This is a genomic window from Pseudomonas graminis, from assembly GCF_001705435.1.
In the GTDB taxonomy this organism is placed as follows: Bacteria; Pseudomonadota; Gammaproteobacteria; order Pseudomonadales; family Pseudomonadaceae; genus Aquipseudomonas; species Aquipseudomonas graminis_B.
The window spans coordinates 57,711-79,674 of record NZ_MDEN01000050.1; the positions used below are offsets into that span (position 1 = coordinate 57,711).

Here is a 21,964-nt window from a genome sequence, read left to right on the forward strand (position 1 = left end):
GTCACGCCTCATGACCGCTGAAGAAGCTTGCCACGTGCTCGGCATTCAAGGCCTGCACGCAGGAGGGGCTCCATTGCGGTTTCTTGTCTTTGTCGACGATCAAGGCGCGCACGCCTTCGATCAGGTCACCGCGTTCAAACCACTGGCGGTCCAGATGCAGCTCCAGGGCGAAGCAACGCTCAAGCGGCATATGCCGGCCGCGGCGCAGCAGCTCCAGAGTGACCGCCATCGCCAGGGGTGAACGGGTCTGCATCAGGTTGGCAGTGTCGACGGCCCAGGCATGGGTGTCGTGGACGGTCACCTCCAGCAGTTGTTCGATGATGCTCGGGATGTCCGGCAGCGCGAAGAAATGATCGATGGCCGGCCGCAGCTTTGCCAGCGGCGGCGCAGGCAAGTGCTGCACGCCGAGTTTCGCCAGCGCGCCCTGTACATCCTTGAGCGGGGTCAGGCTCCACTTCAGGTTATCCAGCTGCAGATCGAGGTCTTCAAGGCGCTGGCTGTTGAGGTACCAGTTCGCCAGCCCGCAATACAGCGCATCGGCGGCCTGGATCTGCACGCCGGTGACGCCGAGGTAAATCCCCAGCTCGCCCGGTATCCGGGGCAGAAAGTAGCTGCCGCCTACGTCAGGGAAATAACCGATCGCCACTTCCGGCATTGCCAGACGGCTGCGTTCGGTGACCACGCGCAGGTCCGCCCCCTGGGCCAGGCCCATGCCACCGCCCAGCACGAAGCCGTCCATCAGGGCAATCACGGGTTTGCGGTAATGATGAAGGGTGAGGTCCAGCGCGTATTCTTCGACGAAGAAGTCCAGGTGCTCGTTTCGACCGGTTTTGAAGCTGTCGTACAGCGAGCGGATGTCGCCGCCGGCGCAGAACGCCTTTTCGCCTGATCCGCGCAGGACCACGGCGTAAACGTTGTCATCCTTCGCCCAGGCGTCCAGCTGAAACTGCAGCTGCCGCACCATGTGCAGGTCGATGGCGTTCAAGCCCTGGGGGCGGTTGAGGGTGATGTGACCGATATGGTTGCGTACGTCGGACAGAACGCTCTCGCAGGCTGATTGCTCGCCCGCGTATTCGGCAGGTAGTACCTGAGCCGTCATCGCTGAATCCCTGTTGATTTTTGTTGTACTCAATTCCCGGCTGAACAGCCGGGATCCGTGAGGGTGCTGATGGATGCTACCAGCGCCATTTTGCAAATGACAATGAAGATTCCTGCGGGGCCGGGCGCATGACCCCAGTCACGCCTGCAGGCTGAACAGCGCCATTTCCGGCGCCTCGCTGATCCAGCATTCGCTGACGGTCCACCCTGCACGGGCGGCCAGTTCGGTGAACGATTCAACCGTAAACTTGTGGGAGTTCTCGGTGTGCAGTCGTTCCCCGGCGGCGAAGCGGAAGGTGTGCCCGGCGACGGTGACGCTTTGCTGCTTGCGGCTGACCAGGTGCATTTCCATGCAGGCCTGGTCGGCGTTCCACACCGCCAGATGATCGAAGGCGGACACATCGAAGTCGGCGTTCAGCTCGCGATTGATGCGGGTCAGCAGGTTCTTGTTGAACTGCGCGGTCACGCCCTCGGCGTCATCGTAAGCCGCTACCAGTGTCTGCTCATCCTTGACCATATCGACACCGACGATGAAATGCGCGTTTTCCCCCAGCACCTCATGGGCGCTGTGGAGGAAATCCACGGCCTGCTCGTGGCTGAAGTTGCCGATGGTGGAGCCCGGGAAGAAGCCCACGCGGGTGTGGCCGTCGGCTTCTTCAGGCAGGGTGAGCACCCGGGTAAAGTCATCGACTTGCGGGGCAACGATCAGCGCAGGGTAGCGCTGGCGCAGTGACCGCGCGGCCTTGTTGAGCGCCGTTGCGCTGATGTCGATCGGCACGTAAACGGCGATGTGCGGCGCGGCATCGAGCACCAGGCGCGTCTTCTCGCTGGCGCCGCTACCGAACTCCACCAGCGCTGCGCCGGAGGGAATGGTCGCGGCAATCTGCGCGGCGATGCCTTTCAGCAGCCCGGTTTCGGCGCGGGTCGGGTAATACTCGGGGGTTTCGCAGATGGCTTCGAACAGGTCGGAACCCGCTGCGTCGTAGAAATACTTGGGCGACAGGGTTTTCACCGCGGCGCCAAGACCGGCCACCACGTCCCGGGCGAATTCGCTGTCGTTCGGGTCCACGACGCCGGGCTGACGGCTGTCACGGGCCAGACGCAGGCCGGAGACCATCCAGCGCTTGTCGGCATGGAAAAAGTTGCGGTACGTCAGGCGGCAATGATCGGGCGACGTGACGCTGGCGCCGCCGCGCAGGACCATCTGATTGACCATGAATTTGCCGTTGTACTCACCGACCGCGCCCACTGAGGGCTTGAAGCCTGGGTAGGCGCTGTAGGCGCTTTGCGTCCACTGCCAGGCGACGTCGTCCATTTGCTCGAGCAAGCCGGCGCGGGCGGCGGCTTCCCATTCCGCTTCGGTGGGCAGGCGCGCGTCGGCCCAGAGGGCGAATGCGGCGGCTTCGTAATAACTGATGTGGGTCACCGGCGCAGACGGGTCGATCGACTCAAGGCCGCGCAGGCTCATGCGCTTCCAGCCGTTCTCGTCGTGCTGCCAGTACATGGGCGAGTTCCAGCCGTTTTCCTGCACCAGGCTCCAGCCCTCGGACAGCCACAGGGCGGCAGTGTGGTAGCCGCCGTCGGCAATAAAACTCAGCCACTCGCCGTTGGTCACCAGCCGGTCGCTGATCTCAAAGGACTGCAAATACGTGGTGTGGCGCGGGCCTTCGTTGTCGAAAGAAAAACCGTCGCCGTCGTGGCCGATCTCGGTCAGGCCGGCGCTCAGCGGCTTGAAGTGACCGCGACGCCCCGATGGGTCTTTCGGCCAGCGCGGGCTGTAGGCGGGTTTCAGGGACGACAGGCTGAACAGATGAAGAATGTCCATCAGCAGCAGTTCCTGATGCTGCTCCTCGTGGGCAAGACCCAGCTCAATCAGGCTGGCCATCTCGTCGCTGAGCGGCGTCATCAACAGCGTCGTCATGTTTTCGTCGACGTGCCTGCGGTAGGCCAGCACCTGATCGACGCTTGGCCGTGTCATCAACCCGCGTTGGGGGCGGGGATGACGCGGGCCGACCGCTTCGTAATAGGAATTGAACAGGTAACCGAATGTCGGATCGAAGGCTTCGTAACCCGGCAGGTTCGGCGCCAGCAGAAAGGTTTCGAAGAACCACGTGGTGTGCGCCATGTGCCACTTGGCCGGGCTGGCGTCGGGCATCGACTGCACCACCATGTCCTCGGCGCTCAGTGGCTCGACCAGAAATTCGGTACGTTCCCGCACACTTTGAAAGCGCTGGCACAGGGTGTGGGTAGCGGATGTTTCACGAAGCTGGCGTAGTTGGCGCGTCATCAGGTGCTCTCCGGCGTTGCCGATGCCCGGTGGACCCGGTGGAGTGATTCCACGCAGCCAGGCGGTACGGCGATTCAGGGTTTGAGGCTCGTGTGGCCCGGAATGTTCAACCGAAATATCCAAACGAAGGATGGCCACTGCCCACGCGTAGGTTGATGCCTTGAGTCATCAGCGTTTGCATGGATTTAACGGCACGCACCGAGTGTAGTCACAGCGTGGGTTGATTCGCGCAGTCGGTGACCGATGGCCAATGAGCGGCCAGTCTGCGTTACCCTGCCGGCCATTCAGCGCAGTTGCGCTGCCCAAGACGTACGTCTTGTGGGCAAAACCTGAACCTGCGCGGCAACTGGCAGTCAGCACAACAGCACGTTTGTCCGAGAGGGCAGGGCGTTGCAGGGCAGGAGTCAGGTTAAAAGTGAATCACGTCAGATGAATGAACCGGTTTTTGGGGACGCGCATGAATGATCTATCCAGTCTGCTGGGGGCGCTTGATGAAGCGCAGACCGGGCAGCAGGAAGTGGTGATCGCCACGGTGGTCAAGGTCGAAGGCTCGGCTTACCGGCGCCCCGGCGCGCGGATGATTATTGCGCCGATGGGCGAAGCCACCGGCACCGTCAGCGGCGGATGCCTGGAAAGCGACGTCAGCAAGAAGGCCTGGTGGCTGACCGCCAACGGCAAGCCGTCCATGCGCACGTACAGCACCGGCGAGGATGACGATGAGCTCGAAGATGCCGAACTCAGCTTCGGCCTGGGCTGCAACGGCACGGTGCACATCCTCTTCGAACGGATAGATCCGCAGGCGGCGAGCCTGGTGGTCGACGTGCTGCGTGAGGTCAAGGCCAGCGGTACTGGCGCTGCGCTGGCGACAGTGATCGGTACGCAAAGCGAACGCCACACGGCACTGGGCGAGCGGGTGGCCATCCGTGCATCCGGGCAGATTCAGAGTGAAATGCGCGAACGCTGGCTGGCGACGGCCGTGGCCGAGGACCTGAAAAGGGTGCTCGACGCCCGCCGTTCAGCCACACGTACTTACGACAGCGCCGACGGCGCCGTCGAAGTGCTCCTCGAATACATCGCTGCGCCCCGCCGGCTGGTGGTCTTCGGTGCCGGGCACGACGCGATGCCGCTGGTCAGCATGGCGCGGCTGCAGGGCTGGCACATCACGGTGATCGATGCGCGCTCGCACTTCGCCCGGCCCCAGCGTTTCCCGGACGCCGAACAGGTGCTGTCGGCGCCGCTGCAGCCGATGCCTGAATTGCACGCAATGGTCGCCGATGCCGCCGTGGTGGTGATGACCCATAGCCTGACCCAGGACCGTCACTGGCTGGGGCAGGTCCTTGAGTCGACGCCGCGCTATATCGGCCAGCTCGGGCCGCGCAGCCGCACCGAGCGTTTGCTCGACGAGCTGCCGGATCAGCTCCGCGACGCCGCGGCACAAGCCAGCCTCCATTACCCGGTTGGCCTTGATCTGGGCGGCGACGCGCCGCACAGCGTGGCGTTGTCGATTCTTTCGGAGATCAATGCGGTGTTCAACGGCCGCAGCGGCGGGATGCTCAAACACAGGCAAGCGAGCATTCACGCAGTGGATGTCACACTGGAGCAGGCGCGCGAACTGAGAATGATCAGCTAGCTTTGACGGGGGCAGCGCTGATAGAGCGCGTCCCATCGCGCTTCAGTGGTATTGCATGGCATTCATCAGGTTCGCTCAATGAACGACAAGTACAGACCCCACGACTGGGCCCCCCACGAGCGACCGACGTTGCCGGGGTCGCCGTCGACGCCCTTGCACGCGACGCCGAAACGCTGGGCCTATGCCATCGTTGGCGTCATCGTGGCGCTGACCGGCGGACTCGGCAATGCGCTGGTGGTCGCCAACCTCCAGTACCTGCAGGGCTCGCTCGGCGCTACCCAGGCCGAAATCGCCTGGCTGCCCGCCGCGTATGTCATGACCAACGTGTCGATGAACCTGCTGCTGGTGAAGTTTCGCCAGCAGTTTGGTTTGCGGGCGTTCACTGAAGTGTTCCTGGTGCTGTACGCCCTGGTGACCTTTGCTCACCTGTTCGTCAACGACATCGAATCAGCGGTTGCCGTTCGAGCGGCCCACGGCATGGTCGGCGCGGCGCTGAGTTCGCTGGGCCTGTATTACATGATCCAGGCCTTCCCGCAGAAGTGGCGGATGAAAGCGCTGGTGCTGGGACTCGGCACGGCGCAGCTGGCGACGCCGCTGGCGCGACTGGTTTCCGAAGACCTGCTGCAGATTGCCGAGTGGCGCGGGCTTTACCTGTTCGAACTGGGCATGTGCCTGCTGTCCCTTGGCTGCGTGCTTATTCTCAAACTGCCACCCGGTGATCGCTTCAAAGCCTTCGAAAAACTCGACTTCCTGACCTTCGCCTTGCTGGCATCAGGCTTTGCGGCATTGTGCGCGGCGTTGTCCCTGGGGCGGATCGAATGGTGGCTTGAAGAGCCGTGGATCGGCATCGCCCTGGCGTCGTCCATCGTGCTGATCCTCGCCGGACTGTGCATCGAGCACAACCGCACCCGCCCGCTGTTGATTACCCGCTGGCTGGGCAGTGGCCGGATGATCCGCTTCGCCTTCGGCGTGCTGCTGACGCGCATCGTGCTGTCGGAGCAATCCACCGGCGCGGTCGGTTTTCTTCAGGGCCTGAATCAGGGCACCGAGCAGTTGCACACGCTGTACCTGTTCATGCTGCTGGGCAGCGTTGCGGGCCTTGCGGTCAGCGCGCTGACGATCAATCCCCAGCACCTGTTCAAGCCGCTGATCATTTCCCTGGCGTTGATGGCGATCGGCTCGAGCATGGACAGCTTCTCGACCAGCCTCACCCGCGAGCCGCAGATGTATTTCAGCCAGTTTTTGCTGGCGTTCGGCGGCACCTTCTTTCTGGGGCCGACGCTGGTGATGGGCATCAGCGGGGTGATCAGCAACCCGCGCAACATGGTCAGTTTTTCGGTGATGTTCGGGATTACCCAGAACGTCGGCAGCTTGATCGGCTCGGCGTTGCTGGGCACCTTTCAGGTGTGGCGCGAGAAATTCCATTCGGCGCATATCGTCGAGCACGTCACGCTGATCGATGCCCAGGTGCAGTCGCGCCTGCAAAGCGCGAGCGGGGCGTATATTTCCGCCATCGCCGACCCGGCCGCGCGCACCAGCCTGGGCATTCGCTCGCTGGCGACCGCCGCCACCCGCGAAGCCAATACCCTGGCGTACAACGATGTGTTCATGCTGATCGCTGTCATCGCCGTGCTGACCATGATCTGGATCACCAGCCGCGCCACCTGGCTGTGGATCACCACCGAGCCGGTCGCACCCTTTACTCCGGCGACCCCTGCGGCATCTCCTCTCACACCTTCTGGCGCTCAACCTTCATGACAGAACCCGGTAAACCTTCTGGCAACGCTTCCAACAGTTCTGCGGGCGGCTCGGCTCAGTCTCAGGCAACCTCCGCAGCACCTGCACCGGCGGTCATGCCGGCCACCACGCAACCGCGTTCGGCGCGCATACGCCTGGTGTCGTCGATTCTGTTCGGCGGCATTGCGCTGGCGGGTGTGCTGGTGGTGCTCTACGCGTGGCAGTTGCCGCCGTTCAGCAGCCCGATTGAAAGCACCGAGAACGCGCTGATTCGCGGGCAGACCACGCTTATCGGTCCGCAGCTGAGTGGCTACGTCTACGAAGTGCCGGTGCAGGATTTCCAGTGGGTGAAGAAGGGCGACCTGCTGGTGCGCATCGACGACCGGATTTACCAGCAGCATCTCGATCAGGGCATTGCGCAGTTGGGCGTCCAGAAGGCCGCACTGGCCAATAATCTGCAGCAACGGCGCAGCGCCGAGGCCACCATCGCCCAGCGTCAGGCGGCCGTTGCGAATGCTCAAGCGCAGAGTGAAAAAGCCGCTGCCGACCTTCGCCGCGGTCAGGCACTGGTGACCGATGGTTCGGTGTCCAAGAGCGAATTCGACGTGACCCGCGCCGCGGATGCGCAGGCGAAAGCGGCACTGGCCGAAGCCAAGGCAGCGCTGGAGATTTCCCGTCAGGACCTGCAGACGGTGATCGTCAATCGCGGCTCGCTGGAGGCCTCGGTGAAGAACGCCGAGGCCGCCATCGAGCTGGCGCGGATTGATCTGACCAACACGCGCATTACCGCGCCTCGGGACGGTCAGCTGGGGCAGATCGGGGTGCGCCTCGGTGCGTACGTCAATTCCGGCGCGCAGTTGATGGCCCTGGTGCCGCGTCCGCGCTGGATCATCGCCAACATGAAAGAGACCCAGATGGCCAACGTGCGCCTGGGCCAGCCGGTGAGCTTCACCGTCGATGCTCTGGAAAACCTGAAGATGCGCGGTCGGGTGCAGCGCATCTCGCCGGCGGCGGGGTCCGAGTTCAGCCTGCTGCCGGCGGACAACGCCACCGGCAACTTCGTCAAGATCGCCCAGCGCATCCCGGTGCGCATCACCATCGACGACGACCAGCACGACGTGGACCGGCTGCGCCCCGGGATGTCGGTGGTGGTCAGCATCGACACCAGCCAGGACGGCGTCGTACCGCCGGATCCGGTGGATGGGCGGGTGGATTCAGTCGATCCTCGCTGATCCGCAGCAGGTTGACGCAAGCGGCGCCGTCGAATGAACGGTCCGGCCTACACCATGCGCTTGACGGTGTTGTCCTTGCGCACGAAGTGGTGCCAGATCGCCGCAATCACGTGCAGGCCTATGACGTAGTAGAAAATCGTGCCCAGCAAGACGTGGTAATGCTCCAGCGTTTCGGCGGTGTCCTTGGACAGGTCGAACGGCGCGGGAATGCTCAGGGATGTCAAGGGGATCGGCAGTGCGCCGCGCTCCAGCAGCACCGTGAACAGACCCAGCAGCGGTTGCGCGAACAGGAACGCATACAGCGCGTAATGGGACAGCGTGGCGGCCAGACGCAATACGCCTTCCAGGGGCGGAGTAATCCCCGGCGGCGTGTGGCGGTGACGCTCGGCGATGCGGAAAAACGCCATGACCAGCACCACGATGCCGACCCAGAAATGCGTTTGCACAACGAAAGTCCGCGCGTCACTGCCACGGGCCAGCTGGGTGCGGCTCAGGATCAGCGCATACGCCAGCACAATCAGGATCGCCATCACCCAGTGAAACCAGCGGGCTTTGTAGCTGTAGCGTTCGGTAGCGGAAGGTTTGCTCACGGTCAGGTCTCTTGGTCTGTTTTTTTGAGTGGCGCAGTGCGGTGACCGCCCCTGCGCTTTCTTAACCCAATGGCTGACGGTCGTCGAGGAGAACGTGCAAGGCGCGCTGCAAGAAAGCCGTCGCTTGTTCCTAGGAGAAACGTGTTGACGACACATGCGCTTACATCTTGGCCACTCATTAATATAAGTAGTATGACTAATTAATTCAGCAATCCCTGGGTGTAACTTTTATTGTGAATCATGACGCATCAATACAATTTTGCACTGGATCTTGTATTGAACATTCATTTTCATTCGTTTGAGTTACTTCGAAAAAGGGAAGAAATTCTGATAGAGATTCATGTTCATATCAGCGATAACAAAGCGTGTTTCTTATTCGAATTTGGCATTAGAATCCCGGCCAATTGCATTTGACAGGTTATGGGAATGGATCCATCTTAGAGCCTCGAAGGCTCAGTTTCCTGACTATCAGCTTGAAATAGCTGGCATTTTGCCCGTGTACAGCCGGGGCCTCGATTTTCGTGAATTTATCGAACCGGGAAGGGCACCCTCATGGATGTTTCGGGCTTCGTTCAGCGATTAAAAACATATAATTCCGATTCGGAAGTATGGTTCGATTCTTCACCCCTTATATATAAGCAGTGCCAAAGGCGGTTATTACAGACCTACCCGGATATGCAGTCGTCGGTTATTGCGCTGTTGCCTGAAACACTGGGTTCATCGGCCGCGGGTGTCAGCGGAGCCACTACAAATCCTGCGTTGATGGGGCAGGCGTTGGTGACCCATTCAGCCCACTACCGATCATTCCTGCATACCTTGCCGGCGTCCATGCCTGCGGACATTCGCCTGCGATCGCTTTATGACCAACTGATCATCGACAGCGCGCAGCTGTTACTACCTCTGTTCCTGCAATCCTGGCATCGAACGGGCTGGCTGTCCGCGCAGATCGAGGGCGGGCACTGGATGAATCAGGACGCGCTGGTGGCCCGCGGGCTCGAACTGGCGGCGCTGGCGCCGAACATCATGATCAAGATCCCGGGCAGCGCTCAGGGCTATCGCGCCATCGAGCAACTGGTCGCCCGGGGCTGCTCGATCAATAACACCTTCTGTTTTAGCGTCTCTCAGCTGGATGCCTGCCTCAAGGCCATTCACGCCGGGCGCCAGCGGGCGCTTGCCAACGGTGTGAACACGGAGCGGACGCGTTACGTGGTGAGCTTCATGATCGGCCGGCTGGGTGCGGAACCGGAATTCGAGCGGCAGGCGCGGGGCCGTCGCCTCCACCTTGGCCAGACGGATAAGCGCTGGGCCGAACTTGCGGTGTACCAGGCGATGCAGGCGCTGATGCGACGGTGCGAGACACCGGCGCAACTGTTGCTGTGCAGTATCAAGGTCGACACCGATGCGCGTGGGCGTGAACATTGCTGGCACCTGCAGCGCACCGGCGCCGACACCACGCTGTACACGTTGACGCCTGAACTCATCGAATTCCTCATACGCCGTCAGCAGGCCGTGCGCAGCATCGCACCGGCGACGGAATGGGTGCAGATTCCCGGCAAAGTGCTGGACCGCCTTCTGGCCATTCCGTATTTCAACCAGGCGTACTTTGAGGGCGGCCTGACCTCGGACGAATACGCCCGTTATCCGGCGTTCCTGACTGCGGGCAATGACGCACGCCTGGGCGTGCAGCGTCTGCAGGGCTTCATCGCCGACACGCTTGATCCGCCCGTTTCCACGCCGCCCGTCGCGCGTCACAAAACGACCATGGAGGGCCGCGCATGAACCGCATGATCGGCCTCTGGGCCCATCCCCGCTCGCGGTCGACGATCCTCGAAAGGGTGTTCATCGAGCGCGGTGACTTCGAGGTTTTTCACGAGCCGTTTTCGCACATGGCCTTCGACGAACAGTCCGCCATTCCCCATGGGGACCTCAACTGCGGCATGCCCCGTGACTATGACGCGATCAAAGCCCTGTTGCGCGACGCCCGCCAGCGCGCTCACGTTTTCCATAAGGATATGGCCTACCACTGCCTCACGCCGCTGAAGGCCGACGCCGAGTTTCTCGCAGAGCAACAGAACGTCTTCATCGTTCGCGACCCGGCCCGGGCGATTGTTTCCCACCACGCCATCTTCCCGCAGATGCCGGCGCACGCCATCGGCCATCAAGCGCTGTACGAAGTCTTCTGCGAGGTCAGGCGGCTGACCGGCAAAACCCCTTGTGTGATCAACGCCGAGAACCTGGCCAGCCATCCGGAAACCACCCTGCGCAGGCTTTGTGACCACCTGCAGCTGGATTTCCTGCCCGAAGCATTGAGCTGGAATGCGAGGTGCCCCGAGCAATGGAAAGCCTGGCGCAGCTGGCACAAGGACGCCGAGAACAGCACCACGATCATGCCGGATAGCGCCGATTTCGACCCGCGACCGCTGCACGATAATCCCCATCTGATGGCGTATGACCAGCTGCATCGACCTTTCTACGAACGCATGAATCAGTTCACCGAGCAGGGACAGCCATGAAAAAGATCGTGATCACCGGCGCCGCCAACGGCATTGGCAAGGCCACCACCCTGGCCTGCGTCAAGGCGGGCTACTACGTCATCGCAGCGGACAGCGACAGGCTGGGCCTGCAGTCGCTTCAGGCAAGCCTGCCCCTGCACCGACTGGAAACCCACCTGGCTGACTTCTCCCAGGCGCACGTCTATCAGTCGTTTATCGGCAACCTGTACGACCTTCACAATCACCGGGCGCTGTATGCCCTGGTCAACAACGCGGGGATCTATCACGGCAAAGGTGTGTACGACTACACCGACGCGGAAGTGGATGAGATCTGGGCCGTCAACCTCAAATCCCTGGGGTATCTGTCCAAGGACTTCGCACGGCGGGAGTCGGCGGCCGACTACTCGCGCAGCATCGTCAACATCACGTCGGTGGCAGGGGAGGTCGGCAGCATGGATGCGTGGTACGGCGTGACCAAGGCTGGCGTGATCGGCCTTACCAAGGCGAACGCCTGGAATTTCGGCCCCCGGATCAGGGTAAACGCTGTGTCCCCGGGGCTGATTCGCGACACCTCGATCCATGACCGTATTCCCGAGCACCGACGCCGTGAGTACGAGCGCCAGGAAATCCTCAAGGAGCCCATTCAGCCGGACGGCGTGGCCGACGTCATTCTGTTTCTGCTGTCGGAACAGAGCCGTCACCTGACCGGAAAAGTCATCGCAGTGGATAACGGCGCCTACCCGCGCTAGCGATCGAAAACACCGTCGTCCCTCACGTATTTCAGGGAGAACACCATGCATCGCAAAAAACTGCTCATCGTTGGCGGCGGCAACCTGTGCCTGCAAGTCCTGCAGATCCTGGGCCCGCGCAACCCGTTCGAATTCCACGTCGCCAGTCGAGACCTCGGAAAGGCCACGCGGATGTGCAACCTGATCCGACTGGCCGCGCTTCAACAGAACGTCAACATTCAGATTGAAAGCCATCAGATGGACCTGCGCGAAGCCTGCATCAGCCGCAACGCCGAAACGCTGCTCAAGATTCGCCCGGACATCATCCTCAACTGTGCCTCGCTGCAATCCTGGCGGGTGATCACGCAGTTGCCGGCCGAGCGTTTTGCTGCCCTTGATCAGGCGCAGCTCGGGCCCTGGCTGCCGATGCACCTGGCGCCGGCCTACGCACTGATGCGAGCCGTCAAACAGTCCTGCCCGAAAAGTCTGGTGGTCAACGCGGCGTTCCCGGATGCGGTCAACCCGATCCTCTACAAGGTCGGCATGGCGCCCGACGTCGGCATCGGCAACATCGCCAACCTGATCCCGGCCACCCGCAGCGCCATTGCGCATTTGTCCGGCTGCCTGCCAACTCAGGTCTGCGCCAAGCTGGTCGGGCATCACTATTTCAGCCATTGCGTGCCTCGCCATGGCCTGCCGCCGCAACGCATGGAGCCTATCTTCAACCTGACGTACTGGATCGACGGTGAAGAGCGCACCGGCGAGCACGCGCCCGAGGCTATTTTGGATTGCGTCGCCCGTCAATTCAGCCGGCTGGGCGGCGTCGACGGCCAGTACCTCACCGCCATGTCGGCGGTGACGGTGCTGGAAAACCTGCACGCCGAGCATGAGGTGCGGGTGCATGGGCCCGGGCCTCAGGGGTTGCCCGGCGGTTATCCGGTCAAGGTTGGCATGGGCAAAGTCCTGCTCGACCTGCCATACGGCGTGACCCGGGAAGAGGCGATCAGGGTGAATGAGGCGGGGCAGCGGCTCGACGGCATCACGCTGATTCGTGCCGACGGCTCGGCGGTGTTTGGCGAGGTGCAGAGGCAGATCATGCAGCGCGAGCTCAACTTCGCCATGGCCGAGATGCGCGTGTGTGACGCTGCGGCGTGGGCGGAAGAGCTGGGCAGCAAATACCTGGCGTACGCAGAAGGCACTCCCCACACCAACAGCCACCACACAGGAGTCGCCGCCCATGGCGCCGGTCATCGCGCTTCTGCCTGCTGACCGATCGGCAATCGCCGATCACGACTACACCCGCCAGTACGTGGCGGACTTCGTCGAGCGCTGGGACGAACTCATCGACTGGGAAAAGCGCGCAGCCGGCGAGGGTTCTTTTTTCTTCGACCTGCTGCGCCAGGCCGGCGCCTGGCGTGTGCTGGATGCCGCCACCGGCAGCGGCTTTCATGGGGCGCAGTTGCACAAGGCCGGCTTTGACGTCACCGCGTGTGACGGCAGCGCGACCATGGTGGATCGCGCCCGGCGCAACTTCGATCGGCTGGGCGTCGATGTACCGGTCCACCGTTGCGAGTGGCAAGCGCTGGACGCTCGCGTACTGGGCAGGTTCGACGCGGTGCTGTGCCTCGGCAGTTCGCTTTGCCACCTGTTCGACCGCGACGCGCGCATCGCGGTGTTGAAGCGGTTTCGGCAGATGCTCAAACCCGGCGGAATGCTGCTGATCGATCAGCGCAATTTCGAAGCGATTCTCGCCGGTCGCTTCACGTCTTCAGGGCGCTATTACTACTGCGGCAACTCCGCCAGCATCACCCTCGGCGAACTCGACGAGGCGGTGTGCGAGTTCGTGTATCGCTTTGCCGACGGTGCACAGTATCGGCTGCGGGTGTGCCCGATACGCCCGCGACACCTGCAGGAAGAGTTGCGAGAGGCCGGGTTCCGTACCGTGTCTGCCTACGGCGATTTCAAGCCGATCTACGACGTCATGGACGTGGATTTCGTCATTCACAAAGCACACATCTGATGCTGATCCACGCAGGAGTTTGGTCATGAGCACGCGCCATCCTGGGCTGACGCAGCACCACAACCTGGTGCCGTACCCGTTCAGCGAGATCACTCCGGCCCCGTCCGCCGTCCGACCGAGGGTCATCTGGTTGACCGGGCTCTCGGCGGCGGGGAAGTCCACCATCGTCGACAGCCTCAACCCGGTGCTGCAGGCGCGCGGGTTAACCACCTGCATTCTGGACGGGGATTCGGTGCGCACCGGCTTGTGCCGCGATCTGAGTTTTTCTGCGGAGGACCGAGAGGAAAATGTGCGGCGGGTGGCGGAAGTGGCCGCGTTGATGGTTGATGCGGGGCTGACGGTGATGGTCGCGTTGATCTCGCCCAGCCGCGCGGCCAGGAAGCTGGCCCGCTCGATCGTTGACGGTGCGCGGTTTGTGGAAGTGTTTGTCGACGTGCCGCTGGCGGTGGCTGAAGCCCGGGACCCGAAGGGGTTGTACCGGCGCGCGCGGGCAGGGGGCATTCCGGGGTTTACCGGGGTGGATTCAGCGTATGAACCGCCGGTGTTTCCGGAGCTGCATATTCGCAGTGATGAAGTGGATGTGGGGCGGGCGGTGAAGATGATTGATGACTGGTTGTTGGCGCGGGGGTAGGGCGCTGTGTATCGGCTGTGCACGCTTTCACCGTGCGTGATGGGCCGCAAAATGGCTCATTGCAGCACCACGGTACGGAAACTGCATAGCGCCCCCTACCGCCAATCCGATGACAGCCCAATGAAGCATTTCTCCTTTATGTCGACCAGGTTAACCGCCTCGGCGCTCAGCAAAGCGCTGATCAGCTTCATTGCCCTGGTTTGTCTATCGTTGATTCTGGCGACAGCCTGGCAGATGAACCAGTCCAAGCGTGAGCGCATCGCCACCGCGCAAATTGCGGTCTCCAACATCGTCCTTGCCGCTGAGCAGCAAGCCCAGGACACCCTGAGACAGGCTGACAACACGCTGCGCGATCTCGTTGAGCGTGTTGAACATGACGGCATCGCAGGTGAGCAGCAAACACGATTAACCAAGCTGATGGCTCAAGCCGTGGTGAACGTGGAAGGGATTCAAGGGCTCTTCATCTACGATGCCCAGGGCAATTGGGTCGCCAACTCCTTCTCCAAAGGCGTCAAGGCTAAAACCAACGACGACCGCGCCTACTTCGTCTATCACCGTGATAACGCTGATGAATCCATCCACATCGGCTCCATTGTGGAGAGCCGGAATACGGGGGACATGGTCATCCCGATCAGTCGGCGTATCACTGCGGCTGACGGCAGTTTCGCAGGTGTTGCCCTGGCAACGGTTCCCGTGGCTTATTTTCAGAAGTTTTTTGAGCGCATGGACGTCGACGACAAGGGCGTCATCTTCCTGGCCCTGAACAATGGCGACTTGCTGGCCCGGCGGCCTACATTAACCGCATTGATGACCACCAACGTGGCCAAGGGCGATATCTTCACGCGCTATCTACCCTATAGCGATAGCGGCACCGCCGTTATCACCTCTGTGGTGGATGGCATCGAGAGGATCTACGCCTATCGGCGCGTGTCCGGATTACCCATCGTCGCCGCGGCTGGCGTCTCTTGCGAATACGTGCTCGCGCCCTGGTGGGCCTATGCGCAACGATCCATCATCCTGACCGGCATGATTATCCTGGCCCTGGTTCTGCTCGGCATCTTGTTGTACCGACAAATCAAGCAGGTGATGACTGCTGAAGGTGAACTGAACATTGCCCGCAACGAGCTGGAGATCATCGCTCAGACCGACAGCTTGACGCATCTGCCCAATCGACGTTGCTTCGACGCTGCCCTGCACCGGGAGTGGGGACGGGCAAGCCGTAATCACTCAACGATCGCCATTATTTTGTTGGATATTGACTGGTTCAAACAATACAACGACAACTACGGCCATCTCCAGGGTGACGACTGCCTGAAGCAGGTCGCGGGGCTGATCGCCAACAGTGTCAAGCGGGCAGGGGATGTCGCGGCACGTTACGGCGGTGAAGAGTTTGTCATGCTGCTGCCCGAAACGGACCTGGCGGGTGCGTTGAGTGTGGCCGAAAAGGTCAAGTCATCCATCGCGGACAACTGCATGGAGCACTCAGCCAGCCCGCTGGGCAAACTCACGATCAGCTCGGGCGTGGTGGTGATCGACGCACCCGAGAAAGAGGGCTATACAGCCGCGCTTGAAGAAGCCGATCGACTCCTTTACTTCGCTAAAACCAAGGGTCGCAACCGTGTCGAGGGACGATTGATTCAGGGGGCGCGCGCGGATAATCACCTTGCCGAGGGGTTACCCGCAACGCTGGTTATTTAAGCGCAGTCCATGGCTGCATCGCTTCACACGATAAGTGCTGCAGGCAGCGATAAAGAAGAAAACGCATCGACGATCCTTTCAAATAACAGCCTTTGATGAGCGGAAATCAGCGCACTCAGAGATGTTTTTTGACTTCTTTATCCACATGCTTATCCGCTTTATGACGTTCCTCGTCGTCATGTTTAACGCCTTTATCCACTTCGCTGGCGTCGTGCTTGACGCCTTTGTCGGCTTCCTTGGCATCGTGTTCTACGCCCTTGTCCAACTCCCGATTGTCGTGACGGATACCTTTTGCCACGTCGTCTTCGGCGAGGGCCAAAGGAACAACGGACGCAGTCATCAGTACAGTGATGAGCGCAGACGAAACGAGCTTGTGCATGGTAATACTCCTAAGCGAACGTCGAGGTCCTCATGACCCCATCGCTTTTCAGCGTAGACAAAGTTCCGCAACATGGAAGTCGTTTGGCGATGTCACGCCCACGCGCACAAGGGGGAACACGTGCTGGTGACCGGAATCCTCTGGATAGCTTTTTTCATCATTAACTTCAACGTGGTGATGATGATCCCGCTGCTGCCTTTTATTCAGCGTGATCTGCACCTTTCTTCCAGTGAGTCAGGGTGGATATTGGCCGCTTTTCCGGTCGTGGCGCTGATCAGCAATCTCGCCCTTGGTCCGCTGATTGATCGCTTTGGCAGAAAGCTGTTTATCACGGTGGGAGGGGCTGCTTGCTGCTGCACGCTGCTGATCACCGCCGCATCCTACAGCGCTTCGATGATCGTGCTGAGTCGGGCGGCGACAGGGCTGTTCATGCCGATGATTGGCGCATCGATTTTCGCCGCCCTGGCGGACTATGTCCCCGAGCCCAAACGCACCAGGGCAGCCGGGTATGTCACCACCGCCGCGCCCATTGCCTTTTTGTGCTCGCTGTCGATGGGCGTTGTCGTCGGAGGGCTGCTGTCGTGGCAAGTCACGGTCATTGGCCTCGCGCTTGTCTGCGCCGCCCTTGCCGGACTGGCGCTTACCTTTCCCACACCGCCTTCAGCTTCGTTGTCCTCCTCCAGAATAAGCCGAGCCATGTACAAGGAGCGCTTGACGTCGCTGTCGGCCAGTCCCGGCACCCGCCCGCTAATGGCGGCGTACTTTTGCTGGTCGATTGGCGTGTACGTTTTTCTGGGGCTGTATCCGAGCTGGCTGGTGCAGCACGGCCTGTCCTCATTCGGCGTCGATACCGTCGGCTCGGTCATCTTCATTGGCGAGGTCGGCGGACTGTTCGGCGCGATGCTTTCCGCCAGGCTTGCCAGTCGGTTCAACAATCCGTTGCGCCTGTGCGCCGTCGCCTCGATGGCGATCGCGGTGGTGATTCAGGTGATCCCATGGGGCGAGGGCTCGCCGTTTACGCAAGGCGCCGCCTACATGGCTTTCGCGTTCGGCCGAGACCTGATGCTGGCGTTGATCCTGGGCGATGCCATGGGGCTGGTTGAAGCGTCGCGCAGGGGAAGTCTTAACTCATCGCTCAACGCGGTCTACCAAACGGGCGGCACGCTGGGGGGATTGTTGAGTGCCTGGCTCTATGGCTTGAGCACCGGGTACTTTGCGAATGTCGTGGGCGCTTCGCTGGCGTTCGTGGCGTCTGCGGTTTTGCTGCACGGTATCTCGGGGGCGAGGATTCGTTCCTGAGGTCGCCACGGGAGTGTGTACTGCCATTTGTAGTCGGTGAGCCTGAAGCGGGCGCCTGACGCCCGCCCGCAGTGCTTGCATTGCCCCCACGACTACGAGGCGTTAAAAAAAGAGCGAAAGCGCGTGGTTGCATTGCTCTGTGCGCGGAACCGATCGGCCCTCCAGCGCCACACAAGGGCAACCCACTCACCACGCGAACCTCACAGCGATCGCCCCGTGACAACATCCAACACGCCTGCACCTGTGCAAGCGGCCAAGAGTGGGCTTGGGGCACTGCCAACCGACCTTTCAGTTTGGAGAAAAAACGTGAAATTACCCGGAATCGGCGCCTCGTCGCCCAAGACGCCTGACATTACCCCCCATGCCTCCAAGCCGGACGCCAAACCGACGCCCGACGCGGGCAAACCGACGAATAGCCCCAATGACTCCGGTAACGGCGGCAGCCGCGCCACCGGTAACTTCAGCAACGTGGCCCAAGGTACCGGGGCTCTGGCCAGCGGCGGCGCGGCCATCTATCGGGCTGACCAAAGCACGCAGAATTCCCAATACGCCGCTCAGTCCCCCACAGGCGCGGTCAACTATGGCGGCCCTGCCGGGAGTGGCGCGCCGGCCGCTTTGCAAAACCAGTCTCTGGCTGAGCAAAGCCCGGGGCTGAGCAACAACGGTGAGGCCTCGAAGCCGTCTTCTCCCTTGATGCAGCTGCTTGATAAGTTAATCGGGGCGCTGTTGCAGCCGTTCGGTGGCGGGGCGAGTGCGCATTCCGCCGGCGATTCTGCCCGCACCCAGACCAAGGACGCCCCTGTGGCGGAGAAAGGCGATGACAAGAACGGACTGGCATCGGCCGCTGGCGAAGTGGGCAAAGCGCTGTGGATGGTCCCCGGCTTGAGTAACGTCATGACGGGGATCGGTGAGTCTGATGGCAGCGCTGGCGGGATGATCAAAGGCGGGGTTGAAGGCGGGGTGCACACCGCCAAAGGCGCGGCCGAAGGCCTGATCGGCGGTGGCGGCAACCCGGCAGCCATGGCGGCTGGCGCCTATGCCGGCGCCTTGTCAGAAACCAAAGCGGCACCCGAAGAGGTGCGCAACGTCGCGGGCATGCTCTAAACGATTCCTGCCGCATGTTTCTTTTGGGGGGCATGCCTGGCAGGGCCTGAATCAGGGTACTGAGGATCATCTCCGACAACAGAAACCTTGTAAAAACTGGTCTTTGAGATACGCCACCAGAGCAGTGACAGCCCTGGGAATTTGTGGCGAGTAAGGTCGAACCAGATTGATCTCGTCCGAGAACGCCCCCTTGAGTTGCCAGTGCTCAAGTAGTTGAACCAGAGAACCTTCCCCCCAACGCTGCCTGAGCGCTGATGTTGTTGCCGAGCGAGAGCGACAGGTGCAGTCAACCTGAGAAGCCCACGCACAGCGCCTGCAGAGTCCCTGACGTCTAAAAAACGTTTGGCGATACGCACGTAGGCGTCGCGCACCTCTGCGACCAGTGCGCTGCCTGCATCGTCCCCATCAATAGCAGTGTCTGTGTGGCGGAAGTCCTCGACCCTGCTTATCCCGTCAAAAAGTACCGCTCCGTGCTCGAAAAGGGCAGAGGCGTAGGGTGGACTAAAGCGAATCCATCTCCGCGCGCGTGATGCTGCACGTTTGATGGCAAATAACAGCCGGATTCAAGCTGCGAAGAAAGCTGTCGATAAGAGTGATGTCGGAATGATATCGACCAGATTGTTCACGAAAAAAACTAAAAGCCGGAGCGAAGGATGCTCCACTGTCGAAGTGCACACATATGTTTAGCAAACTCAGTATCACCCAAAAGCTCTATCTCAGTTTCGCCGCGATCGTGGTGATTCTGGGCATTCTTGTCTTCAGTGCCTATCGTGGTTTTGGTCAGGTCGACAGCGCAATTAACAGCAACGTCCACACGTATCGTGTGTTAAATCAGTCCCAGATGGCCCTTGAACAGTTGATCAATATCGAGACCGGCATGCGCGGCTTCGTGATTACTGGCAAGGACAACTTTCTTGAGCCGCAGATTGCCGGTGAAGCCAAGTTTTCCGAGGCGTTGGCAACGCTCAAATCATTGACGATTGATAACGCCGAACAACAGAAACGACTGGCTTCATTGGCGCAGTTACAAACACGCTGGCTGGACGAAGATGTTCATTCGATCATTGCTCAGCGTCGTCAATTGGCACAAAGCGGCAACTCCGATGATTCGGTTGATCAGCGCATCGACAGTGGCGCGGACAAAGCCAAAATGGATGGCATGCGCGGGATCATTTCAGATATCTCGCAGACGGAAGAAGCCCTGCTGGCACGGCGCACTCAAGAGATGAACGACGCCAAGGATCGCGCGATCACGATCCTGATGGCCGGTGGGCTGATTGCCGCCGTTCTGGCAATCATTCTGGCTTACGCCTTGGGCCGCACGGTACGTGCCCGCCTGCAGGTGGCTATCGACGCGGCAACCGCAGTCGCCGAGGGCAGACTGGACACGGTAATCGATACCAGTACCAGCGATGAACTGCCTAAGGCGTTTGCTCGTATGCAAGCTCGCTTGCGAGAAATGATCCAGCAGATCAATCAAGCTGCCAGCCAGTTGATCGAGTCCGTGCAGAACATCTCAGGGGCGTCGCAGCAGCTTTCCGGCGCGGTGAGCGAACAATCCAATGCAGCATCAGCGATGGCGGCCACGGTTGAAGAGCTGACGGTCAGTATCAATCATGTTTCCAATAACGCGGGGGAGGCCGGTGGACTTGCCAGTCGCTCTGGTCAGCAATCGTTGGATGGATCGGCCGTTATCCAGAACACCCTTACCAGCATGAATGGTATCGCCAAGACCGTGCAGCATGCGTCGACCAAGGTGTCGGAGCTGGGCCAACACTCCGAGCAGATTTCCACCATCGTCAGTGTTATTCAGGGCATCGCAGATCAAACCAATCTGCTTGCCCTCAATGCGGCCATTGAGGCGGCGCGGGCGGGGGAGCAGGGTCGCGGCTTTGCAGTCGTGGCCGACGAGGTGCGGTTGCTGGCGCAGAACACCGGTAAATCCACCAAGGAAATTGCCGGGATGATCGACAAGATCCAGCTCGGCGTCCGCGATACCGTGGAGAGCATGCGCAGCGGCGTGATGGAAGTTAGCCAGGGCGTTGAGATGGCGGAGTCGGCAGGCAAGGCGATTACCGAAATCAGTGAAAGCTCTGGCCAGGTGCTCGTGGTCGTCGAACAGATATCGCTGGCATTGCGTGAGCAAACAGCGGCCAGTCAGGACGTCGCCCGTAACGTCGAGCGATCTGCACAGATGTCCGAGCAGAATAATCTGTCCGTGCAAGACCTTTTGCGCAGCAGCCATGATCTGAATCAGCTGGCGATAGGGCTCAAGCAGGAAGTGGGTCGGTTCCGTCTGTAGGGCTGTCAGAAATGATGTGTTCTTGAAGATGAGTGCGGAAGGCTTGCCGGTATGCCGGGCAGAAGAACACTGCCCTGGCGTCCCCCGTGAGCTTCCCGGTTGGTCTGTTGGCGGGCTAAGCAGTCGCGCGGAATCCGGCCGAGGTCCGGCTGGGTGCGCAAACCGATCTTTGCCATGCCGGTTCGAGGTGACTTTTTTCACCCTTAAATACTCACCTTGAACAGGCCGTCCCAGCGAAGACGCTGGGTGCTGCATGAGCGCTAACCCGTGATGGCCTCATATATTTCTCTTTCGATACATAACAGGCTTGCAACTGGATATGTATTGTCCGACACTCTCGCTATCGGCTTCGACAATATACAGGCGCCATTGCGGTGACTATCGAAGGTGCATTGGATTAAGTATTTCTATATAGCCTGGGTCGCGACAACGGTATATAAGAAAAGGTCCAAGTCGGCAGACGGGCGGCATGTATTAATCCCGGCACCCCCGGAAACACTGGGGCAAACGCCCATTAAGTTGCTCAAGAAGTTTCCACCCCCAACGAAATAAAAACCCCTAATCGACTGTTCATAACTTCAGAAGTTTCACACTGAATAATTAAACATTCTTTTTGCCCATCTGTGTTTGCAGTCATCCCTATTAGTGTTAATAATCCCGACTGCTCCGGGAAGCAAGGCAATGCGCCATCTCACAAGAAGTGAATATCAAGTCTGAATTCTGATTAAGTCCCCGGC

General features: G+C 60.6%; 17 protein-coding genes. 13 read left to right on the plus strand and 4 right to left on the minus strand.

Annotation, left to right across the window (positions count from 1 at the left end):
• Nucleotide 1: 1 nt before the first annotated feature.
• The gene (locus BBI10_RS02625; protein WP_065986474.1) at nt 2–1,099 is read right to left on the minus strand and encodes an enoyl-CoA hydratase/isomerase family protein; all 1,098 of its coding nucleotides are present in this window, start codon (nt 1,097–1,099) and stop codon (nt 2–4) included.
• A 138-nt stretch (nt 1,100–1,237) separates the two neighbouring features.
• Nucleotides 1,238–3,385, minus strand: coding sequence for an ergothioneine biosynthesis protein EgtB (gene egtB / locus BBI10_RS02630; protein WP_065986476.1), 2,148 nt, complete (start codon nt 3,383–3,385; stop codon nt 1,238–1,240).
• Nucleotides 3,386–3,842: 457 nt separating this feature from the next.
• On the opposite strand from egtB, the gene BBI10_RS02635 reads away from it, so the two are divergent.
• The 3 genes from BBI10_RS02635 to BBI10_RS02645 all read left to right on the plus strand — a co-directional run bounded on the left by BBI10_RS02635 (nt 3,843) and on the right by BBI10_RS02645 (nt 7,984).
• Nucleotides 3,843–5,015 carry an XdhC family protein gene (locus BBI10_RS02635; protein WP_065986552.1) on the plus strand — a complete coding sequence of 391 codons (1,173 nt, stop codon included), beginning with the start codon at nt 3,843–3,845 and terminating at the stop codon, nt 5,013–5,015.
• 78 nt (nt 5,016–5,093) lie between these two features.
• Complete coding sequence (locus tag BBI10_RS02640) at nt 5,094–6,773, plus strand: MFS transporter (protein ID WP_065986478.1); 1,680 nt, start codon at nt 5,094–5,096, stop codon at nt 6,771–6,773.
• Nucleotides 6,770–7,984 carry an HlyD family secretion protein gene (locus tag BBI10_RS02645; protein ID WP_065986481.1) on the plus strand — a complete coding sequence of 405 codons (1,215 nt, stop codon included), beginning with the start codon at nt 6,770–6,772 and terminating at the stop codon, nt 7,982–7,984. The genes BBI10_RS02640 and BBI10_RS02645 overlap by 4 nt, the downstream gene beginning before the upstream one ends.
• 47 nt (nt 7,985–8,031) lie before the next feature.
• Here BBI10_RS02645 and BBI10_RS02650 read toward each other — a convergent pair whose 3' ends face one another.
• A complete protein-coding gene (locus BBI10_RS02650; protein WP_167355767.1) occupies nt 8,032–8,574 on the minus strand; it encodes a cytochrome b in 543 nt (180 codons plus the stop codon).
• A 675-nt stretch (nt 8,575–9,249) separates the two neighbouring features.
• Here BBI10_RS02650 and BBI10_RS02655 point away from each other — a divergent pair.
• From BBI10_RS02655 to BBI10_RS02685, 7 genes are all read left to right on the plus strand, one after another.
• Nucleotides 9,250–10,353 (plus strand): transaldolase family protein, encoded by a 1,104-nt coding sequence (locus BBI10_RS02655; RefSeq protein WP_167355768.1) that lies wholly within the window; start codon nt 9,250–9,252, stop codon nt 10,351–10,353.
• Nucleotides 10,350–11,087 carry a hypothetical protein gene (locus tag BBI10_RS02660; protein ID WP_065986485.1) on the plus strand — a complete coding sequence of 246 codons (738 nt, stop codon included), beginning with the start codon at nt 10,350–10,352 and terminating at the stop codon, nt 11,085–11,087. Before BBI10_RS02655 ends, BBI10_RS02660 begins: the two co-directional genes overlap by 4 nt.
• The gene (locus tag BBI10_RS02665; RefSeq protein WP_065986486.1) at nt 11,084–11,815 is read left to right on the plus strand and encodes an SDR family NAD(P)-dependent oxidoreductase; all 732 of its coding nucleotides are present in this window, start codon (nt 11,084–11,086) and stop codon (nt 11,813–11,815) included. Before BBI10_RS02660 ends, BBI10_RS02665 begins: the two co-directional genes overlap by 4 nt.
• 45 nt (nt 11,816–11,860) lie before the next feature.
• Nucleotides 11,861–13,063: a hypothetical protein gene (locus BBI10_RS02670; protein ID WP_065986487.1), complete on the plus strand. Its 1,203-nt coding sequence runs from the start codon at nt 11,861–11,863 to the stop codon at nt 13,061–13,063.
• Entirely contained in the window at nt 13,032–13,814 is a 783-nt protein-coding gene (locus BBI10_RS02675) for a class I SAM-dependent methyltransferase (RefSeq protein ID WP_065986489.1), read from the plus strand. Before BBI10_RS02670 ends, BBI10_RS02675 begins: the two co-directional genes overlap by 32 nt.
• 25 nt (nt 13,815–13,839) lie before the next feature.
• On the plus strand, nt 13,840–14,445 hold the full coding sequence (gene cysC, locus BBI10_RS02680; protein WP_065986491.1) for an adenylyl-sulfate kinase: 606 nt from the start codon (nt 13,840–13,842) through the stop codon (nt 14,443–14,445).
• A 120-nt stretch (nt 14,446–14,565) separates the two neighbouring features.
• Nucleotides 14,566–16,143 (plus strand): sensor domain-containing diguanylate cyclase, encoded by a 1,578-nt coding sequence (locus BBI10_RS02685; protein ID WP_065986493.1) that lies wholly within the window; start codon nt 14,566–14,568, stop codon nt 16,141–16,143.
• A 115-nt stretch (nt 16,144–16,258) separates the two neighbouring features.
• On the opposite strand, the gene BBI10_RS02690 is transcribed toward BBI10_RS02685, so the two are convergent.
• A complete protein-coding gene (locus BBI10_RS02690) occupies nt 16,259–16,522 on the minus strand; it encodes a hypothetical protein (protein ID WP_065986495.1) in 264 nt (87 codons plus the stop codon).
• A 120-nt stretch (nt 16,523–16,642) separates the two neighbouring features.
• On the opposite strand from BBI10_RS02690, the gene BBI10_RS02695 reads away from it, so the two are divergent.
• From BBI10_RS02695 to BBI10_RS02705, 3 genes are all read left to right on the plus strand, one after another.
• Nucleotides 16,643–17,821 carry an MFS transporter gene (locus BBI10_RS02695; protein ID WP_065986496.1) on the plus strand — a complete coding sequence of 393 codons (1,179 nt, stop codon included), beginning with the start codon at nt 16,643–16,645 and terminating at the stop codon, nt 17,819–17,821.
• A 306-nt stretch (nt 17,822–18,127) separates the two neighbouring features.
• Nucleotides 18,128–18,925: a hypothetical protein gene (locus tag BBI10_RS02700; protein WP_065986498.1), complete on the plus strand. Its 798-nt coding sequence runs from the start codon at nt 18,128–18,130 to the stop codon at nt 18,923–18,925.
• A gap of 679 nt (nt 18,926–19,604) precedes the next feature.
• A complete protein-coding gene (locus BBI10_RS02705) occupies nt 19,605–21,227 on the plus strand; it encodes a methyl-accepting chemotaxis protein (protein WP_065986500.1) in 1,623 nt (540 codons plus the stop codon).
• Nucleotides 21,228–21,964 lie beyond the last annotated feature (737 nt).